This is a genomic window from uncultured Algibacter sp. (assembly GCF_905480415.1).
Classification (GTDB): domain Bacteria; phylum Bacteroidota; class Bacteroidia; order Flavobacteriales; family Flavobacteriaceae; genus Algibacter_B.
The window spans coordinates 1-19,239 of record NZ_CAJQQI010000052.1; the positions used below are offsets into that span (position 1 = coordinate 1).

Genomic DNA, 19,239 nt, shown 5'->3' on the forward strand with positions numbered 1-19,239 from the left:
CTTCGTTAGTAAACATATCATATCATGATAACCAAAACGATGCTGATAATAATTTAGCGCCTTTAAATAGTACATTTAATTATACAACAGTTAGCCACGAAATTTTTATTAGAGTTTCAGATATTACAACAGGGTGCCCAATTGTAACTTCTTTTGTTTTACAAATAAACCAAAACCCAATTGCTATTGCACCTCCCGATTTGGTAGCTTGTGATAATGATTACGACGGTATTCAAATTTTCGATTTAACAACAAATAACAATATAATTTTAGGTGGTTTAAATCCTTCAAATCATTCAATTACATTTTATGGCGATTTAGATAATGCTGAAAATAAATTAGAGGCTTTACCAAATCTATTTTCTGCTATTAACTCAGATACAATATATGTACGGCTTGAAATTAACAGTTCGGGATGTTTTGATATTACCCAGTTTAACATTCGTATAAACCCCTTACCTGTTATTTCTATAAATGAAATTGTACCCCTATGTAATGACCAACCTATAGTAGTTAGTGCAGATACAGGAGTAGCGGGCGATGCTTATTTATGGTCTACTGGGGCTACCACTGGTGAAATCATAATTCCCCCAACAAGCCCAGGCTTATATTCTGTAACAGTTACCCGACCCAACCTAATTGGAAATGATTGTTCGTATACACACAATTTTGATGTGATTCCTTCAGACGAAGCTGTAATTAATTTTACGCCTACAGTTAATTTTGCAGACCCTAATAGAATTACTGTTGAAATTGACCAGTCTAGAATTGGTGATTATGTTTTTATTTTAGATGGAGGAGAACCACAAAGCTCAAACATATTTGAGGATGTTTCCTTTGGAGAGCATAGTGTTACCGTAAGAGATTTAAATGGCTGTTTAGACGTTTCTAAAGAAGTTTTTGTATTTGATATTCCAAAATTTGTAACACCAAATAATGATAATGCTTATGACACGTGGCATATCGTTGGAGCTAATCAATTACCAGGAACTTTAGTCTATATTTATAATAGATATGGAAAATTAATTAAAACGCTTCCACATTTATCAAACGGTTGGGATGGCACATACAATGGGCAAAATATGCCTTCAGATGATTATTGGTTTTCAGCTGATATTGTTCAAAACGGAAAGTCTTTCAATATTAGAGGCCATTTTACTTTAAAAAGATAACCTTCCGTTACCATTACATATATAATTTTGCTCAGTTTTAAAGGTTTTTCCGAAGATGGCCGATAGTTTATGGCATTTTTTACTTTAAAACGTTCAACATAAATTTTATGTTACTTTAAAGTCATTTACATTTGTTATAAATGAAATACCTTATATACATATTTTACATCCTATTTAGCATAAATTTATTTGCTCAAAACGTACAAGTAAATGACCAAATCTTTACACCACAACAACTCATTGAAGATGTTTTAATAGATAGTAACTGTATAACCAATGTAGTGGTCACGAATGTTATTGGTGGTGATTTTGGGGGTACAGATCAAAGTTATGGGTATTTTGATGCCACGGGCACAACATTTCCTTTTCAAAGCGGCATTGTTTTAAGTACTGGCCGTTTAAGTAATGTTGAAGGTCCAAATACAACTTTAAGCGATGATGATGCAGCGAATTGGACCGGTGATAATGATTTAGAAACTGTTTTAAATGAAAGCAATACGTACAATGCTACAATCATAGAATTTGAATTTACATCAGCAGCAAATTTAGTAAGTTTTAGGTATCTTTTTGCTTCAGAAGAATATCAACAAGGAAACCCAAACACATGTAAGTTTTCAGATTTATTCGGGTTTTTAATCCGGGAGGCGTCAGACCAAGTTTATACAAATATTGCATTAGTTCCAGATACACAAATACCTGTAAAAGTAACCACAGTACATCCAGATATACCAAATGGGTGTTCTGCACAAAATGAAAGTTATTTTGGAAGTTGGAATAATGCTGCTGCACCTATTAATTTTAACGGTCAAACTAAGGTTCTTACAGCAACTGCAAATGTATTATCTGGTCATACCTATCATGTGAAATTAGTAATTGCAGACGAACAAAATTATAGATTTGACTCTGCTGTTTTTCTTGAAGCCGGAAGTTTTCAATTAAATACAGATTTGGGATCAAATAGATTAGTATCAACAATCAGTGCACTATGTGAAAATGACACTTTAGAACTAAATGCTTCTCAAGCTGGGGCCACATCTTACAGATGGTTTTTTAACGATGTGGAGCAATTAGGGAGTATTAGCGAAACTTTTGATGTTACACAAACTGGGAAATACAATGTAGAAGTCACGTTGAATAACAACTGTTTTTCTTACGGTGAAATACTTATTGAATACGCTCCAAATCCTATAGTTTCAAATACCAATATTATTGAATGCGATAGTAATCAAGACGGTTTAACGACTTATAATTTATTTGATGCTGTACCAAATATTGTTAGCGGAGATTCATCATTATCAGTCCAAAATTTCTTTTTAACGTCTATAGAAGCAGAACAAAATTCTAACGAAATACCCAACTCTGTAGCGTTTCAAAACACAACATCACAACAAATTATTTATGCAAGAGTAGAAAATGCATTTAAGTGTTTTTCTGTTGCCGAAATAACTTTAGGCATTTCAAACATTACGATAACTATTCCTGATTTTAATATTTGTGATGATGATATTATTGATGGATTTTCAGTTTTTAACACCGATAATTTAAAATCGCATGTAGCTCCTCTAATTCCCAACGGATTAACAATAAGCTTTTATAAAAATGAACAAGACGCATTAAATGACGTTAATGCCATAAACGGAAATTACACAAACGAAACCCGAAATTTTGAAACGCTTTTTGTGAAAATTGAAAACAATGGAAATTGCTATGCTATAAGCACTATAAATTTGAATGTGATTTTTACACCATTATTATTAGGAAACGAATCTCAGTTTTATTGCCTCAATACCTATCCAAAAACCATTCAACTATATTCAGGTGTTTTAAATGATAACCCGAGTAATTATTCATACCAATGGTTTGCAAATAGCCAAAGCATTAGCGATACGTCTGATACAATCGATGTAAATGAAGCTGGTACCTATTCTGTAATTGCAACCAATCAAAATGGTTGTGCTGCAACACGAGAAATATTAGTAGTTATGTCAAATACGGCAACAATAGATGATATAATAGTTAAAGAAGTATCGTCGAATAATTCTATTACAATAAATGCATCTGGTGAGGGCGATTACCAATTTGCACTAAACACAGAAATATATGATGATAATAATGTGTTTACTAATGTTAAAGCTGGTTTTCATACCGTTTATATATACGATAAAAATGGCTGTGGAATAGTATCTAAAGAAGTCTCTGTTTTAGGGTTTCCTAAATACTTTACACCTAATAATGACGGGTATAACGATACTTGGAAACCTTTTGGTGTAAATGCTCAGTTTAACTCAAATATTAAAATAATTATTTTTGATCGCTTCGGGAAATTATTAAAAACCATTAATCCTTTAGAACCTGGTTGGAATGGTACTTTTAATGGTTCTTATCTCCCGAATGATGATTATTGGTTCAGAGTTGTTTTTCAAGATGGAAAAGAATATCGAGGTCATTTTGCTTTAAAAAGATAAACTCTCATTACTATTCAATAAATAATTTTTAAGTATTTCATCCTACAAAATTAAACCTTGAAAGGCTTTATCAGTCCAATAATATTAAATGTTATATTTTAGTTTTTAATTAAACATTTAGATTATTACTTATTCTGAAAAAATGCCTAAGAATTATCCTTTACAAAGTTTTTTATTTATTCTAATAATACTTTTCAGTATTAAAGGTTTTTCTCAATTAAGTAAGAAGCATTATATACCGCCTTTAACAAGTGCTGCTTTTGGAAATGCTAATGTGGAAGATCAGCATATTTATCTTTCTACACCTAGTAATTCTAATATCCCATATACTATAATACCTGTAGGACAACCAGCTGTAAATTACATGACCGGAATAGTTTCAAATGCTGCACCTCAACAAATACCAATTGGCACTGGCAATGGTCAATTATTTATCCCATCAACTCAAACCAGTGTAGTTACAAATGATAGAGGCTATATTATAGAGGCTGAGGCACCAATATATGTTTCAGTTAGGATGAATGCTGGTGGTGGTGCACAAGCTGGAGCTATAGTAAGTAAAGGCGCTGCTGCTTTAGGCACAGTATTTAGAATTGGCAGTTATACTAATGAAAATCCACAAAGTAATTATTTAAACTTTGTTTCTGTAATGGCAACAGAAGATAATACACAAGTTGTATTTAGCGATATGCCAGCTGGGTTAATAATAAAAAACTACACAGGAACAACTCCAGTAAATATTATTCTAAATGAAGGTGAAAGCTATACCATCGCTACTAATAGTAATGATGCAGTAATCAATAGAGATGGTATAATTGGTACATTGGTTAATGCTGACAAACCCATTGTTGTTAATTGCGGATCTGCTAATGGAAGTTTTCATAACGGAGGAGCACGAGATTATGGCTTAGACCAAATAGTAGGTCTAGATAAAATAGGAACAGAATATATTTTTGTAAAAGGAGGTGGTGATAATGCTTGGGAAAATATTTTAATAGTTGCACATTCAGACAATACCTCTATAAGTATAAATGGAAATACTCCTGTAACAACAATAAATGCTGGAGAATATTATTTAATTGAGGGCAATCTGTTTAATGGTGCTGGAAACATGTATGTTGAAACTTCTGAAAAGGTTTTTGCATACCAAGGTGTTGGATCGAATAGCGAAGCTAATCAAGGCATGTTTTTTGTACCTCCTTTAAGTTGTGAAACTAGAGGGAATATTGATAATATTGCAGATATAGATAACATTGGCAACACACAGTATAGTGGCGGTTTATCTATAGTTACCAAAGTTGGAGCCATTGTAACAATAAACAATCTCCCACTTACAAACTTTTCTACTACAGGTCCTAACAACGTTGATGGCAAAACAGATTATATAACTTATAAAATAAATGGACTTAATGGTAACGTTTCTGTGCAAGGTAATGATGAATTATATGTAGCCTATTTTAATGTTAATGGAGCAGCAACTTCTGGAAGCTTTTATTCAGGATTCCCTTCAGCTCCTGAAATTAATTTTGACACACAGTTTATCACCTTAGGAAATTGTATACCAAATGTTACTTTAGAAGCTGCAAATACTCAAAATTTTGATAGCTTCAAATGGCTTTTCGATGATGGTTCTGGATCAGGCTTTGTAGATTTAATGATTACCACCTCTCTAATCACACCTACCCAGCCTGGTAAATATAAACTTGTAGGTATTATAACCTGTACAGGCGAAGAATTAGAATCTATTGCAATTCCGGTTAGTATTTGTCCTGATGACAGAGACAATGACGGTATTATTGATAATATTGACATTGACAATGATAATGATGGTATATTAAATTGTACAGAATCCAAAGGGGATGCTGCCTTAAATACAAGTGTTTTAAGCAACCCAGAATTAATTTTTCAAGACAATACAAGAAATAATACGATTGCAAGTGGTAACTATACCCAATCCAATGATTTGGGTAATGTAAATATATTTAGCGGGAATAGTTCTGGTGAGTTCATTAGTATTTTAAGTAATGCTACCAATGCAGAAAACATGTATGCTATTACTTTTACAGAACCAGTAAATGTAAAGTTTAAAGAAACAATTTCGCTCCCAAACACTGATATAGATGATGAATTTTTCATAGCTAGAATTCTCCCCGTAAACAAAAACATAACCTTAGTCGACCCTGATGACCATTTATTAATAGATTCAAATTTTGATGGTATTTTTGAAGCTGGTGTGACACAAATTTCTGGTTCCGAAATTCATTTTAGAATAAATTCTTCACCTACTGGAAATACACCTTATAAGTTTTTAGCAAATCAAGTAGATGGATTTACTTTTGTACACAAATTAGAAAACGGTACTACTTCCTCAATTTTTACTGGTGGTTTAACCATTACATGTTTTAAAAATGATAATGATCTAGATGGTATTAAAGATGCATTTGATTTAGATAGTGATAACGATGGAATTCCAGATATTATTGAAAATCAAGGAACACTAATTACTCTATCTTCAATAGATGTAAATCTAGATGGTTTAGATGATGTTTTTGATATTTTAGCTTTACCAATTGACACAGATGGTGATACTGTTTTAGATTTTTATGACTTAGATAGTGATAATGATGGTATTTCCGATTTGATAGAAACCGGCCAATTAGGAACATTATCAGACACCGATTTAAATGGTGTTGAAGATGGTCCTACTTATGGCATTAATGGATGGGCAGATGCTGCTGAAACTTCACCTGACAGTAATACAATTGGGTATATCTTAAATGATTTAGATAACGATACTATTTTCACATATTTAGATTCTGATAGTGATGATGATGGATGTAGTGATGTTATTGAGGCTGGTTTTTCAGATGGGAATCAAGACAATTTTCTTGGAGATATACCTCCGATAATAGATTTAAATGGTTTGGTAAACAATGCTACTGATGGCTATACATTACCCAATATAGATTACCTAACAACTGCTCCAATTAGTGTTACAACCCAACCAGTTAATACCATAGCTTGTGAGCTATCAACAGTAAGTCTTAGTGTTATATCTCCCGAAACAGAAACATACCATTGGGAGTTAAGTATAGATGGTGTTAATTGGACAAATATAGTAGACAATACAACGTATTCTGGTACTCAAACAGCTAATTTAACTATCAGTTTGATTCCAATAACTTATAATGGATACCTATATAGAGTTAAGTTAGATAGAGTTGGGAATAGTTGTGGCATCTATTCAGATGAAATAGATTTAATTGTTGACCAATTACCAATTGCTAATACCGCCCCAATTATACGTTTATGTGATGACGATAATAATAGCACCATGCCTTTTGATCTTACAACACAAAATAATTCTATTACTACTGTTACTGGAATGACAATAACATATCACATATCGCAATTTGATGCCGATGGAAATATCGATGCCATTACAAGTCCTTTTGAAAGTGATAATACTACTATTTATGCTAGAGTTGAAAACGACAACAACACATCTTGTTTTGATACTTCAAGCTTTAATATTGAAGTTTATGAGTCAGCTTTCCCTACTGATTCTGTAACAATGACGAGACTTCAGGAATGCGATAATAATTCTGTTGGCAATGACACTGATGGTTTTATAACCTTAGATTTAACTCAAAAAGAAACAGAAATCCTTAATGGTCAATCGGCTTCAGACTTTACAATAACATATTTCTCAGATGCTAGCTACTTAAACCAAATAACTACACCTACTGCTTTTGATAATAAGGTTTCTGGCTTACAAACAATTTACATTCGAGTTACTAATAATCTATTTACTAATTGTTATACGGATACATCTTTTGAAATAGAGGTTTTCGAATTGCCTCAAGTAAATAACCCCAATATATATTCTCAATGTGACGACGATTCTAATGACGGACAAGCATTTTTTAACTTAACCCTAGATTATATTAAGGAAGAGATAAATACAAACTATATAGCTCAAGGACTAGTGTTTACTTATTTTGAAACACAAACTGAAGCAGAAAACTCAGAAAATGCAACTACTAACCCAGATGGTTATCAAGACGCTTTAGGCTTTACATCTGAAATAGTTTGGATTCGTGTAGAGAACCCCAATACTTGTTTTAGAGTAGTACCAATAACTTTAGAAGTAAATCCAAGCAGTGCAGCTTTAGCTTTATATATGCCAGCTCCAAAGTTTGAATGTGATGATGGCTCTGATAATAGAGATGGTGTTTCTGTTTTTGATATGACAGATATTAGAAACGATATTAGCACTAATATATTTTCTACTTTTAATGTGAGTGTTCATTTTTATGAAAGTCAAACCGATGCTGAGTTAGAAACCAATGAAATATTAGATATTGCTAATCATGAAAATACAAATTCTCCAAATATTCAAAGTATTTGGGTAAGAGTAAAAAGCGATTTAGGAAACGATTGTTTAGGCCTTGAAGAATTTCCAAATCTTTTAAATGTTGAAGCTTTACCAATAGCTAATCCTATAACAATTGCAAGAGTATGTGATTTTGATATAACAGATATAGTTTTAAACTATCCTTTCGATGTGTCTCAACTAGAAGCAGGTGTTTTAAATGGACAAAACCCTTTGAATGTAACTATTGCTTATTTTGATTCAAATGGAAATCCTTTATTATACACTGATGGAACATCTGTAACAAGCCCAATACAACCCACATTTTTAACCGAAAACCAAACCATTACTATTAGAGTTACTAATAATAACACACAAGACCCCGATGGTGCATGTTATGATGAAACGACTATAGACTTTGTTATAGATGAACAACCTATTGCTAACTCCATTCCTCAACAAGTAGTATGTGATGGTGATGCTGGCGATATTGATGATGATGGGATTTACCCTTTCGACACTTCGGCTTTTACAAGTACTATTTTAGGAACTCAAACAGGTATGGAAATTTATTATGCTTTTTTTGACGAGAATGGTATTTATCAATTTAATCAGTCAAGCTTACCAAACCCTCTAATTTCCGAAAACCAAATAATTATTGTTGAAGTTGTAAATCCGAACAATAGATCTTGCGTTGCTAATGCCATTATTAATATGGTAGTAAACCCACTTCCAGATTTTACTGTGGAATCTCCTCATATAGTTTGTTCATCTGATCCTACATTTTCAATTTTGCTAGAACCTTTCGAATTCAATTCATCTGAAACTTTTGATTATGAGTGGCTATGGACAAGTTTGGACGGAACAAGTACCAATCAATTTATCTCAAATGATAGAACAATTACGATTTCAACCCCAGGAACTTATACAGTTACACTTTCCAAAACTGATGGCACTGGTTGCTATAGAGCTAGAGAAATTCATGTAGATGCTTCTGAAATTGCTACTATAACCCAAGAAGATGTGATCATAGTTGACCTTTCAGAAAATAACTCTGTAACGATTAATACTACTAATTTAGGCATGGGTCATTATGAATATGCTTTACAGGAAGAAGGTTCTACTTTTATTGTATATCAAAATGAACCTTTCTTTGATAATGTTAGAGCTGGTTTTTATACCATACATGTTAAGGATGATATTTGCGGAGTATCAACTTTAGATATTTCAGTAATTGGATATCCAAAATACTTTACTCCGAATGGAGATGGTCTTAATGATTTTTGGAAGATTGAAGGAGTTAACGAAACGATTCAACCTAACACGACTGTTCTAATTTATGATCGTTACGGTAAATTACTAAAGCAATTATTGGTTCAATATGATGGGTGGGATGGCACTTATAATGGAGCTATATTACCCACGGATGATTATTGGTTTCAAGTTTCACTTGAAGATGGTAGACAGTTTTCGGGTCATTTCACTTTAAAAAGATAGCATGTATATTTTGCGTAATTTTGCACCATGAAGTTCCAAATTGAATCAGAGTTTAGTCCTACTGGAGATCAGCCACAAGCTATAAAACAACTTGTAAATGGCATCTCTTCAAATGAAAAATACCAAACCCTACTTGGTGTTACAGGCTCTGGAAAAACCTTTACAGTTGCTAATGTTATTGAAGAAGTACAACGGCCAACCTTGGTTTTAGCGCATAATAAAACATTAGCAGCCCAATTATATTCTGAATTTAAACAGTTTTTCCCTAATAATGCAGTTGAGTATTTTGTATCCTATTACGATTATTACCAACCGGAAGCTTATATTCCTGTTTCGGGGGTTTACATAGAAAAAGATTTATCTATAAATGAAGAGATAGAAAAAATGCGTTTAAGCGCAACATCATCACTTCTTTCTGGTCGTAGAGATGTTCTAGTTGTTGCTTCCGTTTCTTGCATATATGGTATTGGAAACCCTGTTGAGTTTCAAAAGAATGTAATTTCTTTAAAACGCGATCAGGTTATTTCTCGAACAAAATTATTACATCAATTGGTGCAAAGTCTATATTCTAGAACAGAAGCAGATTTTAAGCATGGTAATTTCAGAATAAAAGGAGATACGGTTGATATTTTTCCGAGTTATGCTGATGATGCTTTTAGAATTCACTTTTTTGGTGATGAAATAGAAGACATTGAAGCCTTTAATATTCAAACAAATAAAGTCATTGAAAAATATGACCAACTTACTATATATCCAGCAAATATGTTTGTAACATCTCCTGATGTGTTGCAAGGTGCTATTAAAGAAATTCAGGATGATTTAGTAAAACAACATGATTATTTTAAAGAGATTGGTAAACACTTAGAAGCAAAACGCCTTAAAGAACGTACGGAATTCGACTTAGAAATGATACGTGAATTAGGCTATTGTTCTGGTATTGAAAACTACTCACGCTATTTGGACCGCAGGCTTCCTGGTACGCGTCCATTCTGTTTACTAGATTATTTCCCAGATGATTATTTAATGGTAGTCGATGAAAGTCATGTAACTATTTCACAAGTACATGCCATGTATGGAGGTGACCGAAGCAGAAAAGAAAATCTAGTTGACTATGGTTTCAGACTTCCAGCAGCTATGGATAACAGACCATTGAAATTTGAAGAATTTGAAGCTATTCAGAATCAGGTGATTTACGTAAGTGCCACACCTGCCGATTATGAATTACAAAAAACAGACGGCGTTTATGTGGAGCAAGTAATTCGACCAACCGGTTTACTAGATCCAATTATTGAAATCCGCCCCAGTTTAAATCAGATAGATGATTTAATTGAAGAAATTCAACAACGCATTGAAAAGGACGAACGTACTTTAGTGACTACACTTACCAAACGTATGGCTGAAGAATTAACTAAATATTTAGATAGAATTCAAATTCGGTGTCGCTACATTCATAGTGATGTAGATACTTTGGAACGTGTTGAAATCATGCAAGATTTAAGGAAAGGTCTATTTGATGTTTTAGTTGGTGTAAACTTATTACGTGAAGGTTTAGACCTACCAGAAGTCTCATTAGTTGCTATTTTGGATGCTGATAAAGAAGGATTTTTACGTTCCGCACGTTCCTTAACACAAACTGTAGGTAGAGCTGCTAGACACCTAAATGGAAAAGCTATTATGTATGCAGATAAAATAACTAAAAGCATGCAGAAAACAATTGATGAAACGGAATACAGACGCCAGAGACAAATAGCTTACAATACTAAACACAACATAACTCCAACGGCTCTAAATAAAAGCTTAGATAATGCCTTATCAAAAAATTCGGTTAGTACTTACAGTTATGAATTAGAAGCATTGAAAGCTGCTGAACCAGAAAGTGACTACCTGAGTAAATCTGAACTTGAGAATAAAATAAGAGAAAAAAGAAAACTTATGGAGGGTGCCGCAAAAGCTTTAGACTTTATTATAGCCGCAAAACTGCGCGACGAAATAAAAAACTACCAAAATAAACTAGAAAAGCTAAAAGTATAAACTTTTAGCTTTTTAGCAATCTACTCTTTGTAAATTATAATCAACACTAATATTTGATGTCTTTTAGAATAATCTAAATGAACTGAATTTTAATTATATTGTGTTTTGAAAATATCTATCAAAACATCTGGTGGTACAATTTTGTTTGGAAAGCTTTCCATTAAATATAAAACCTTAGTTATAGATTCGTGACTAAGTCCCATTCTCAAACCAAAATTATATAACTTGATAACTCCTGCTGAATTATTGTCTTCATTAAACTCTTGTTCAATGTTCATCAATAAAACTAATCTATGAAACTGAACAATACGCTCACTGTGTGATTTTAAATGCGTGTATGTTACCGGATTTTCTAACAAATATTCAAAATCTTCACGAGAAATATCTAATTGCTTCGCTACTCCTAATAGGAAATTATACTCCATACGCCTTATATCTTTATCATGTTTAGCAAAAGCTATCATTTCTGACAAAAGGCTTAATTTTTCTACTCTATTTACCATGCTATTAGGTTTTCTTTAGGTATACATTAATTACAACATAAAGTTACGCAGAACAGTCTTTTAATAATCGTGGATATAATGTAACTTATCGAAAAACAGTAGGTATTTAATCGTGATTAATGTTTACTTCATCAATAATTTGATTTTATTAAACTAAAAAAATTGCATTTTATCTTTTATTAGATCATGATTTTACCTAAATAAAATACACCTAATATATTCGTAATCAGTTTTTTATAATGATATCTTTTGTAATAAAAATTAATTATTAATCCCAACATTTAAGGTATCTTTACAGAAGCTAGCTAAACGTTAGTTTTGATTAAGCTAATTATGATAATCGATGAAATACATCCATTAAAAATCAATTAAAAAATTATGACGAACAACGATATTTTAAAAAAATTAAGAGTAGCTCTAAAACTACGTGATGATGATATAGTAAAGATTTTAGAACTCGTAGATTTTAGAATTTCAAAAAGTGAGCTGGGCGCTTTGTTTAGAAAAGAAGACCATCCTAAATATATGGAATGTGGCGACCAAATTTTACGTAACTTTTTAAACGGACTTGTAATTCACCTTAGAGGGCCCATGCCAAAAAAGGGAGAAAAAAGTAATACACAAAAAAAGAGTAACAATTAAAGTTACTCTTTTTTTTATATCAGATGCTGATACAAATTCAGCATTAACAAACAATTTTAAGACAATACTTGCTGTACTTTATCAGCAGCTTCTTGAAACTCAGTTGCACTCATTACGTCTAATCCTGAATTATCAATTAATTCTTTAGCGATATCTGCATTAGTCCCTTGTAAACGTACAATGATAGGCACATTTATAGTTCCCATATTTTTATAAGCATCAATGACACCCTGTGCAACACGATCACATCGAACAATACCACCAAAAATATTAATAAGAATTGCTTTAACTGCTGGATCTTTTAATATGATTTTAAATGCAGCTTCAACACGAGCAGCATCGGCAGTACCACCAACATCTAGAAAGTTAGCTGGCTCTCCTCCTGCTTGTTTAATTAAATCCATTGTAGCCATGGCTAAACCAGCTCCATTCACCATACAACCTACATTTCCTTCTAGGTCAACATAGTTTAAACCAAGTTCTCCAGCTTCAACTTCGATAGCGCTTTCTTCACGTACATCTCGTAAATCAACATAGTTCTTATGTCTAAATAAAGCATTATCATCAATAGTCACTTTAGCATCAACAGCCATTATTTTATCATCACTTGTTTTTAAAACCGGATTAATTTCAAATAAAGATGAATCAGATTTTACATAAGCTGTATAAAGATTAGTAACAAACTTTGTCATTTCTTTAAATGCCATTCCAGATAATCCTAAATTAAAAGCAATGCGTCTTGCTTGAAATGGCATTAAACCAACAGTAGGATCAACTTCTTCTGTAAAAATTAAATGTGGCGTCTCTTCTGCCACCGTTTCAATATCCATTCCACCTTCAGTAGAATACATAATCATATTACGGCCAGTTCCTCTATTTAATAAAACGGATATATAAAACTCACTTGTTTCACTTTCACCCGGGTAATACACGTCTTCTGCAACTAAAACTTGATGTACACGCTTACCTTCAGCTGAAGTTTGAGGTGTTACCAAATCCATTCCTATAATTTGTCCAGCAATCTCTTCAACTTCTTTTAAGCTTTTAGCAATTTTAACACCGCCACCTTTTCCTCTTCCTCCTGCGTGAACTTGTGCTTTTATAACGTGCCAACTCGTTCCAGTTTCATTAGTTAATTGCTTTGCAGCAGCAACAGCTTCTTGTGCATTTTGGGCTACTATACCACGTTGTATGCGCACTCCAAAACTGCTTAATATATCTTTACCTTGGTATTCGTGTAAATTCATAATATTGCTTCTTTTTTAAGATTCACAAATGTAAATAATAGCGTTTACTTACCCTAATATTTAATTGTGAAAACTTTGATAAATTAAGGCCTATACTATAGCTGTTAAATAATTAACAAAATGTTTAATTTGTATTATTTTTTATTTATTTATTTTTTATAAGTTTCAAAAAAATATCTTTGACAAAAATTAAAAAACCTATGTTAGATAGTCAGATGCTTAAAATTGCAGAAGAGTTTGGAAGCCCCGTTTATGTTTATGATGCTGAAAAAATTACAACTCAGTATAATAGGCTAACCAATGCCTTTAAAGGAGTTAAGAAACTAAAGCTTAATTATGCTGTCAAGGCATTGTCTAACATTTCTATTTTAAAGCTTTTTAAGTCACTCGGATCTGGTATCGATACCGTTTCAATTCAAGAAGTTCAATTAGGTTTAGCTGCGGGATTTTCTCCAGAGGAAATTATCTACACACCAAATGGGGTCTCGTTAAAGGAGATAGAACAGGCTGCAAAATTAGGTGTTCAAATCAACATTGACAATTTATCTATCTTAGAACAATTTGGTACAAAGCATCCAAAAACTCCTGTATGCATACGTATTAACCCTCACGTTATGGCTGGAGGAAATGCTAATATTTCTGTAGGTCACATCGATTCTAAATTTGGTATTTCAATTCATCAAATACCTCATATATTAAGAATTGTTGAAAACACTAAAATGACTATCAACGGTATTCACATGCATACGGGTAGTGATATTCTAGATATTGAGGTGTTTTTATATGCTAGTGAAATATTATTTGATACGGCCAAACAGTTTAAAAATTTAGATTTCATCGATTTTGGCTCAGGATTTAAAGTGCCCTACAAACAAGGTGATATTGAAACAAATATTGAAGAATTGGGTGAAAAACTATCTTCTAGGTTTAATGCCTTTTGTAAAGAATATGGTAAGGATTTAATCCTAGCTTTTGAACCTGGTAAATTTTTGGTTAGCGAATCTGGCCGTTTTTTAACTAAAGTAAATGCCGTAAAACAAACCACATCAACGGTTTTTGCTCAGGTAGATTCTGGATTTAATCATTTGATACGCCCCATGCTTTATGGTTCTCATCATGATATAGTTAATATTTCTAACCCGAAAGGTAGAGAGCGTTTTTATACTGTTGTTGGTTATATATGTGAAACAGATACTTTTGGAAACAATAGACGCATTAACGAAATTAATGAAGGTGATATTTTATGTTTTAAAAATACTGGTGCATATTGCTTCTCAATGGCAAGTAATTATAATTCTAGATTCCGACCTGCTGAAGTTTTATGGTATAATGAAAAAGCTCATTTAATACGAAAAAGAGAAACATTTGAAGATATAATGAGTAATCAAATTGAGGTTAATTTTAACACAAAAAAGGAACCGGTATTAGTAAAGTAATATTCTTTCTACAACCCAAAAGGCTTTTTAAGACAAAATAGCTTTAAAAAGCCTTTTTTTTTTAAAATAAACCGATGTTATTTAAATTTACTCACGAAATCGGTCTATTTTTGAGAAAAGAAAAATTTTAATGGATTTTACGAACCCACTTGTTTACGGTGTTCCTTGTTTTCTTGGTTTAATTCTTCTCGAATTATCTTACAGTAAACATCACAAAGAAAAAAAAGATTTATATAAATGGAAGGATTTAGCTGCTAGTCTAACCATGGGTATTGGTTCTGCTATTCTTGCTCCTCTAACTAAAACTATAGCAGCCATAGTTCTTTTTAATTTTGTTTATGAAATATTTAATCCAGAAATTGATGGTATTCGCACCAATATTATGGGTTGGAAATCTTTTGGTTATGCTTGGTATATATGGATAATATGCCAATTAGCTGATGATTTTAGTTACTATTGGTTTCACAGACAAAACCACAATGTCCGTTTTTTTTGGGCCGCACATATTGTTCATCATTCCTCAGATAATTTTAATTTAGGCACCGCCGTAAGAAACGGTTGGTTTACTATTTTTTATAAACCCTTTTTTTATATGTGGATTCCAGCAGTGGGCTTTCCTCCCGAAATGCTAGTTGTTTGTTTGGGTATAGAAGCCCTATGGCAATTTCAATTACACTCTGTTTACGTTCCTAAAATGGGTATTATAGAAAAAGTTTTTAACACGCACACCATGCATCAAGTACACCATGCTCAGAATGTTGAATATATGGACAAAAACCATGGCGGTTTCTTAAATATTTTTGATAAAATTTTTGGAACTTGGAAAGAGCTAGATGAAACAATAGATATAAAATATGGGGTTACACATGCTCCAAATTCATACAATCCATTAATTATCTTAACTCATGAGTATAAAGATATTTGGAATGACATGAAAAAATCCAAAAACTGGTATCATAAATTCATGTATGCATTTGGTGCACCTGGATGGAGTCATGATGGAAGTACACTTACCATAAAACAACAACGAAAGCTCCAAAAAAGTAAATAAAAAAAATGCTCAACATATGTTGAGCATTTTTTTTATTCTACAGATTGTTTCATTAGTATTTCATAATAGATTTCAAAACTTTTGGAAGATTGCCATTATTCTTTTCTATTTTTTATATTTATTTAATTCATACTTTAGCATTGCTTTTTGCTGAACTTTCTGGGTTTGGTTGGAAAAAAATGATTCTAAAAGATTGGGTTACAGAATCACCTGCATTAAAAGGCTTTGGCTAGAACCTTGGTTCTGTTTATTTGGTTTGGATTGTAATAATTCTACTATTATTTCCACTCTGTAAAAAGTTCGAACTCTATAAACAAAATAATAAAGATAAATGGTGGTTGAGTTACCTGTAACTTTATAAAATAAATATGATTCCAAAAGAAGAGGGACTAAAAAGAAGTGTTGGTGTATTAGGCCTATCTGCCAATATTATGAATATTATAATTGGTGCTGGGATTTTTGCTCTACCTGCTATTGTAGCTTCTAAAATGGGAGCCTCAAGTATTGTCGCTTATTTCTTTTGTGGTATTTTAATAGCACTCATCACCCTTTGTTTTGCTGAAGCAGGCAGTAAAGTAACGATCACTGGCGGACCTTATGCATACATTCAAAGAGCATTTGGTGATTACGCAGGTTTTATAGGAGGTTTTTTTACTGCAGCAGGAACATTATTTGCTGATGCGGCAGTATCCAATGTATTAATAGATATATTGGGTTCTATGTACCCCTTTTTTGAAATACAATGGGTTAGGCTGCTCTTTTTATTTGTAATTTTCTTCGGATTAGCAACTGTAAACGTCGTCGGAATTAAACAGGGTATTGGCCTCGTAAAATTTAATACTATGGCAAAACTTATCCCGTTATTATTACTTGTAGTTTTTGGATGGAAAGATGTTAATTTCATAAATCTTCAAATAGAGTCTGCTCCAAGTTTAAAACAATTGGGAGAAACATCTCTCATTCTTTTTTTTGCTTTTCAAGGTTGTGAAACAGGACTCATTGTTGGCGGAGAGGTTATTAATCCTAAGCGCACTATTCCGAGAGCTATTTTAATAAGTATATTATCTGTAGTCATTCTTTATGCTTTAATACAAACTGTATGTCAAGGGGTTTTAGGTAGTGCATTACCAAATTTCACAGCAACACCTCTGGCGGAAACGGCAAAAGTGATTTTTGGACCAATAGGGTTTACGATATTAATTATAGGCGCTGCTATTTCAATGTTTGGCTTTTTAAGCGGTTCTATATTAAACAACCCAAGGTTGTTATATGCAGGAGCTAGAGACCAAGTTATTCCTATTAAAAGTTTGTCTAAAATTCATAAATCCTTTTCCACGCCTTATATCGCAATCATAATATATGCATGTTTAGCGTTTTTTATTGCAGCCTCAGGAAATTTTGAAAAATTAGCCATCATAGCCAGTAGCTCCATGCTTATCATATATTTTGGTATTGCAATATCAGTAGTGAAATTGAGATATTCTCAAAAAGCTCAATCCGATGAATTTAAAATTCCTGGTGGTTTGTTAGTTCCTATTCTAGCTATGGGAATTATAATTTATTTTCTATCTAATCTTGGTAAAGTTGAGGCTATTGCTGCCGGAATATCAATCGGAATTTTAAGCCTTATTTATGTACTCATTAAAGTTTATAAAAATAAATTGAAATGATTTAATTAAACATTAAAACCATAAATCGGGTAAGTTAAATAACTATTAAAAAGCGATAAAGACCTTTAAGATCATATTATATTTGCTAGATTTATGGCTATGAGTGATTTAGATATTGTTATGGTATTTACTATCATCCTTTTCGCTGGGTTAAGTATAAGATTGGTGAGCTAATACATTAAAAAGATAAAAACCAATAAATTACTCTCTTAACTTTCCTGAAAACACATTAACTTTAGAATTAAAAGGGTTTCCAGAAGCCCGTCTCAACATCACTACCTGTCCACAGTGCCATAAAGCATCTGATGTTGGACCATTAATAATATTCCAAAATGGAAATCTATCATTGTCAAACTGAGAGACATCATCTATTGTTCTTAAAATCTCTGAAGCTTTTTTTATATTTAATAAGGTTTGTTTTCGCTTTTCAATAAAAGTTAGAACTTCTGTACTATCACTACTTTTTTCTGTTGAGATACTATTGAGTATAAAATTAGAAAGCCCTAATAAATGATCGATAGTTTCGGCACTTGTTCGACCAGATTCACTTGGTTTATACTCTAAATCTTCCACTCTTAAACCTTCTGTCGCCCAATAATAACGAAATCCTAATCCATCTAACATTCGGGAGGCTACACTTCCTGCTGTATAACTATCAGCGTGTTCTGGTATTTCGTAATATGGTAATATTTCTTTATCCTGTGCCATACCAATACTAGTCATAAAAGCTAATAACAATGTGATTTTTTTCATTCAATTCTCGTTCTAAAATCAATAATGTATGTATTAATTTTTTATTGGCGTTTTATTCGGAATTGGATTTACTCCATATTTATCAAATAAATAAACCAAAGATGTCATTGTTGCAGCTCCTAATTCTAGTTCGCGCTTATTTATCGCATCAAACGTATCATTGCTGGCATGGTGATGATCAAAATAACGTTGAGAGTCTGGACGTAAGCCCGCTAAAACATTGGTCTCTGTTTTTAAAGGGCCAACATCGGCTCCACTTCCACCCTTTTCAAAATAATGAATAAGATAGGGTTTGAAAAGTGGCTGCCAGCTTAAAACTTGATTAAAACTAGCGTCGTTACAATCGAAACTAAAACCACGAGGTGTAAACCCTCCTGAATCACTTTCTAAAGCAAAT

The 19,239-nt window shown here is 32.5% G+C and carries 12 protein-coding genes and 1 pseudogene; 9 read left to right on the forward strand and 4 right to left on the reverse strand.

All coding sequences use genetic code 11. The features are described from left to right. From QZ260_RS04185 to uvrB, 4 genes are all read left to right on the forward strand, one after another. Positions 1-1,172: T9SS type B sorting domain-containing protein (locus QZ260_RS04185; RefSeq protein ID WP_295983061.1), on the forward strand; the 1,172-nt coding region annotated here is incomplete at its 5' end. 140 nt (positions 1,173-1,312) lie between these two features. Beyond that, the gene (locus QZ260_RS04190) at positions 1,313-3,637 is read left to right on the forward strand and encodes a choice-of-anchor L domain-containing protein (RefSeq protein WP_295983065.1); all 2,325 of its coding nucleotides are present in this window, start codon (positions 1,313-1,315) and stop codon (positions 3,635-3,637) included. A 142-nt stretch (positions 3,638-3,779) separates the two neighbouring features. Then, on the forward strand, positions 3,780-9,509 hold the full coding sequence (locus QZ260_RS04195) for a T9SS type B sorting domain-containing protein (RefSeq protein WP_295983068.1): 5,730 nt from the start codon (positions 3,780-3,782) through the stop codon (positions 9,507-9,509). Positions 9,510-9,536: 27 nt separating this feature from the next. Further along, entirely contained in the window at positions 9,537-11,540 is a 2,004-nt protein-coding gene (gene uvrB / locus QZ260_RS04200; RefSeq protein ID WP_295983071.1) for an excinuclease ABC subunit UvrB, read from the forward strand. Positions 11,541-11,629: 89 nt separating this feature from the next. Here the strand turns inward: uvrB and QZ260_RS04205 are convergent, their stop codons facing one another. Next, a complete protein-coding gene (locus QZ260_RS04205) occupies positions 11,630-12,043 on the reverse strand; it encodes a TerB family tellurite resistance protein (protein ID WP_295983073.1) in 414 nt (137 codons plus the stop codon). Between the two features lie 378 nt (positions 12,044-12,421). Between QZ260_RS04205 and QZ260_RS04210 the strand changes: the two genes are divergently transcribed. Further along, positions 12,422-12,685 carry a DUF1456 family protein gene (locus QZ260_RS04210; RefSeq protein WP_295983075.1) on the forward strand — a complete coding sequence of 88 codons (264 nt, stop codon included), beginning with the start codon at positions 12,422-12,424 and terminating at the stop codon, positions 12,683-12,685. 56 nt (positions 12,686-12,741) lie between these two features. Here the strand turns inward: QZ260_RS04210 and sucC are convergent, their stop codons facing one another. Next, the gene (gene sucC, locus QZ260_RS04215; RefSeq protein ID WP_295983077.1) at positions 12,742-13,932 is read right to left on the reverse strand and encodes an ADP-forming succinate--CoA ligase subunit beta; all 1,191 of its coding nucleotides are present in this window, start codon (positions 13,930-13,932) and stop codon (positions 12,742-12,744) included. 200 nt (positions 13,933-14,132) lie between these two features. Between sucC and lysA the strand changes: the two genes are divergently transcribed. The 4 genes from lysA (at position 14,133) to QZ260_RS04235 (ending at position 18,089) form a co-directional block, all read left to right on the forward strand. Continuing rightward, the gene (gene lysA, locus QZ260_RS04220; protein WP_295983088.1) at positions 14,133-15,368 is read left to right on the forward strand and encodes a diaminopimelate decarboxylase; all 1,236 of its coding nucleotides are present in this window, start codon (positions 14,133-14,135) and stop codon (positions 15,366-15,368) included. A 130-nt stretch (positions 15,369-15,498) separates the two neighbouring features. Continuing rightward, complete coding sequence (locus tag QZ260_RS04225) at positions 15,499-16,419, forward strand: sterol desaturase family protein (RefSeq protein WP_295983079.1); 921 nt, start codon at positions 15,499-15,501, stop codon at positions 16,417-16,419. Positions 16,420-16,508: 89 nt separating this feature from the next. Beyond that, positions 16,509-16,652, forward strand: a complete 144-nt coding sequence (locus QZ260_RS04230) for a hypothetical protein (RefSeq protein WP_295983082.1) — start codon at positions 16,509-16,511, stop codon at positions 16,650-16,652. 135 nt (positions 16,653-16,787) lie between these two features. Further along, positions 16,788-18,089, forward strand: a complete 1,302-nt coding sequence (locus tag QZ260_RS04235; protein WP_295983084.1) for an APC family permease — start codon at positions 16,788-16,790, stop codon at positions 18,087-18,089. Between the two features lie 201 nt (positions 18,090-18,290). Here the strand turns inward: QZ260_RS04235 and QZ260_RS04240 are convergent, their stop codons facing one another. Both QZ260_RS04240 and QZ260_RS04245 read right to left on the reverse strand, forming a co-directional pair. Further along, positions 18,291-18,842 carry a hypothetical protein gene (locus QZ260_RS04240; protein WP_295983086.1) on the reverse strand — a complete coding sequence of 184 codons (552 nt, stop codon included), beginning with the start codon at positions 18,840-18,842 and terminating at the stop codon, positions 18,291-18,293. A 33-nt stretch (positions 18,843-18,875) separates the two neighbouring features. Further along, positions 18,876-19,239 (reverse strand): annotated as a pseudogene (locus QZ260_RS04245) (peptidase M28 family protein); the annotation flags it as partial.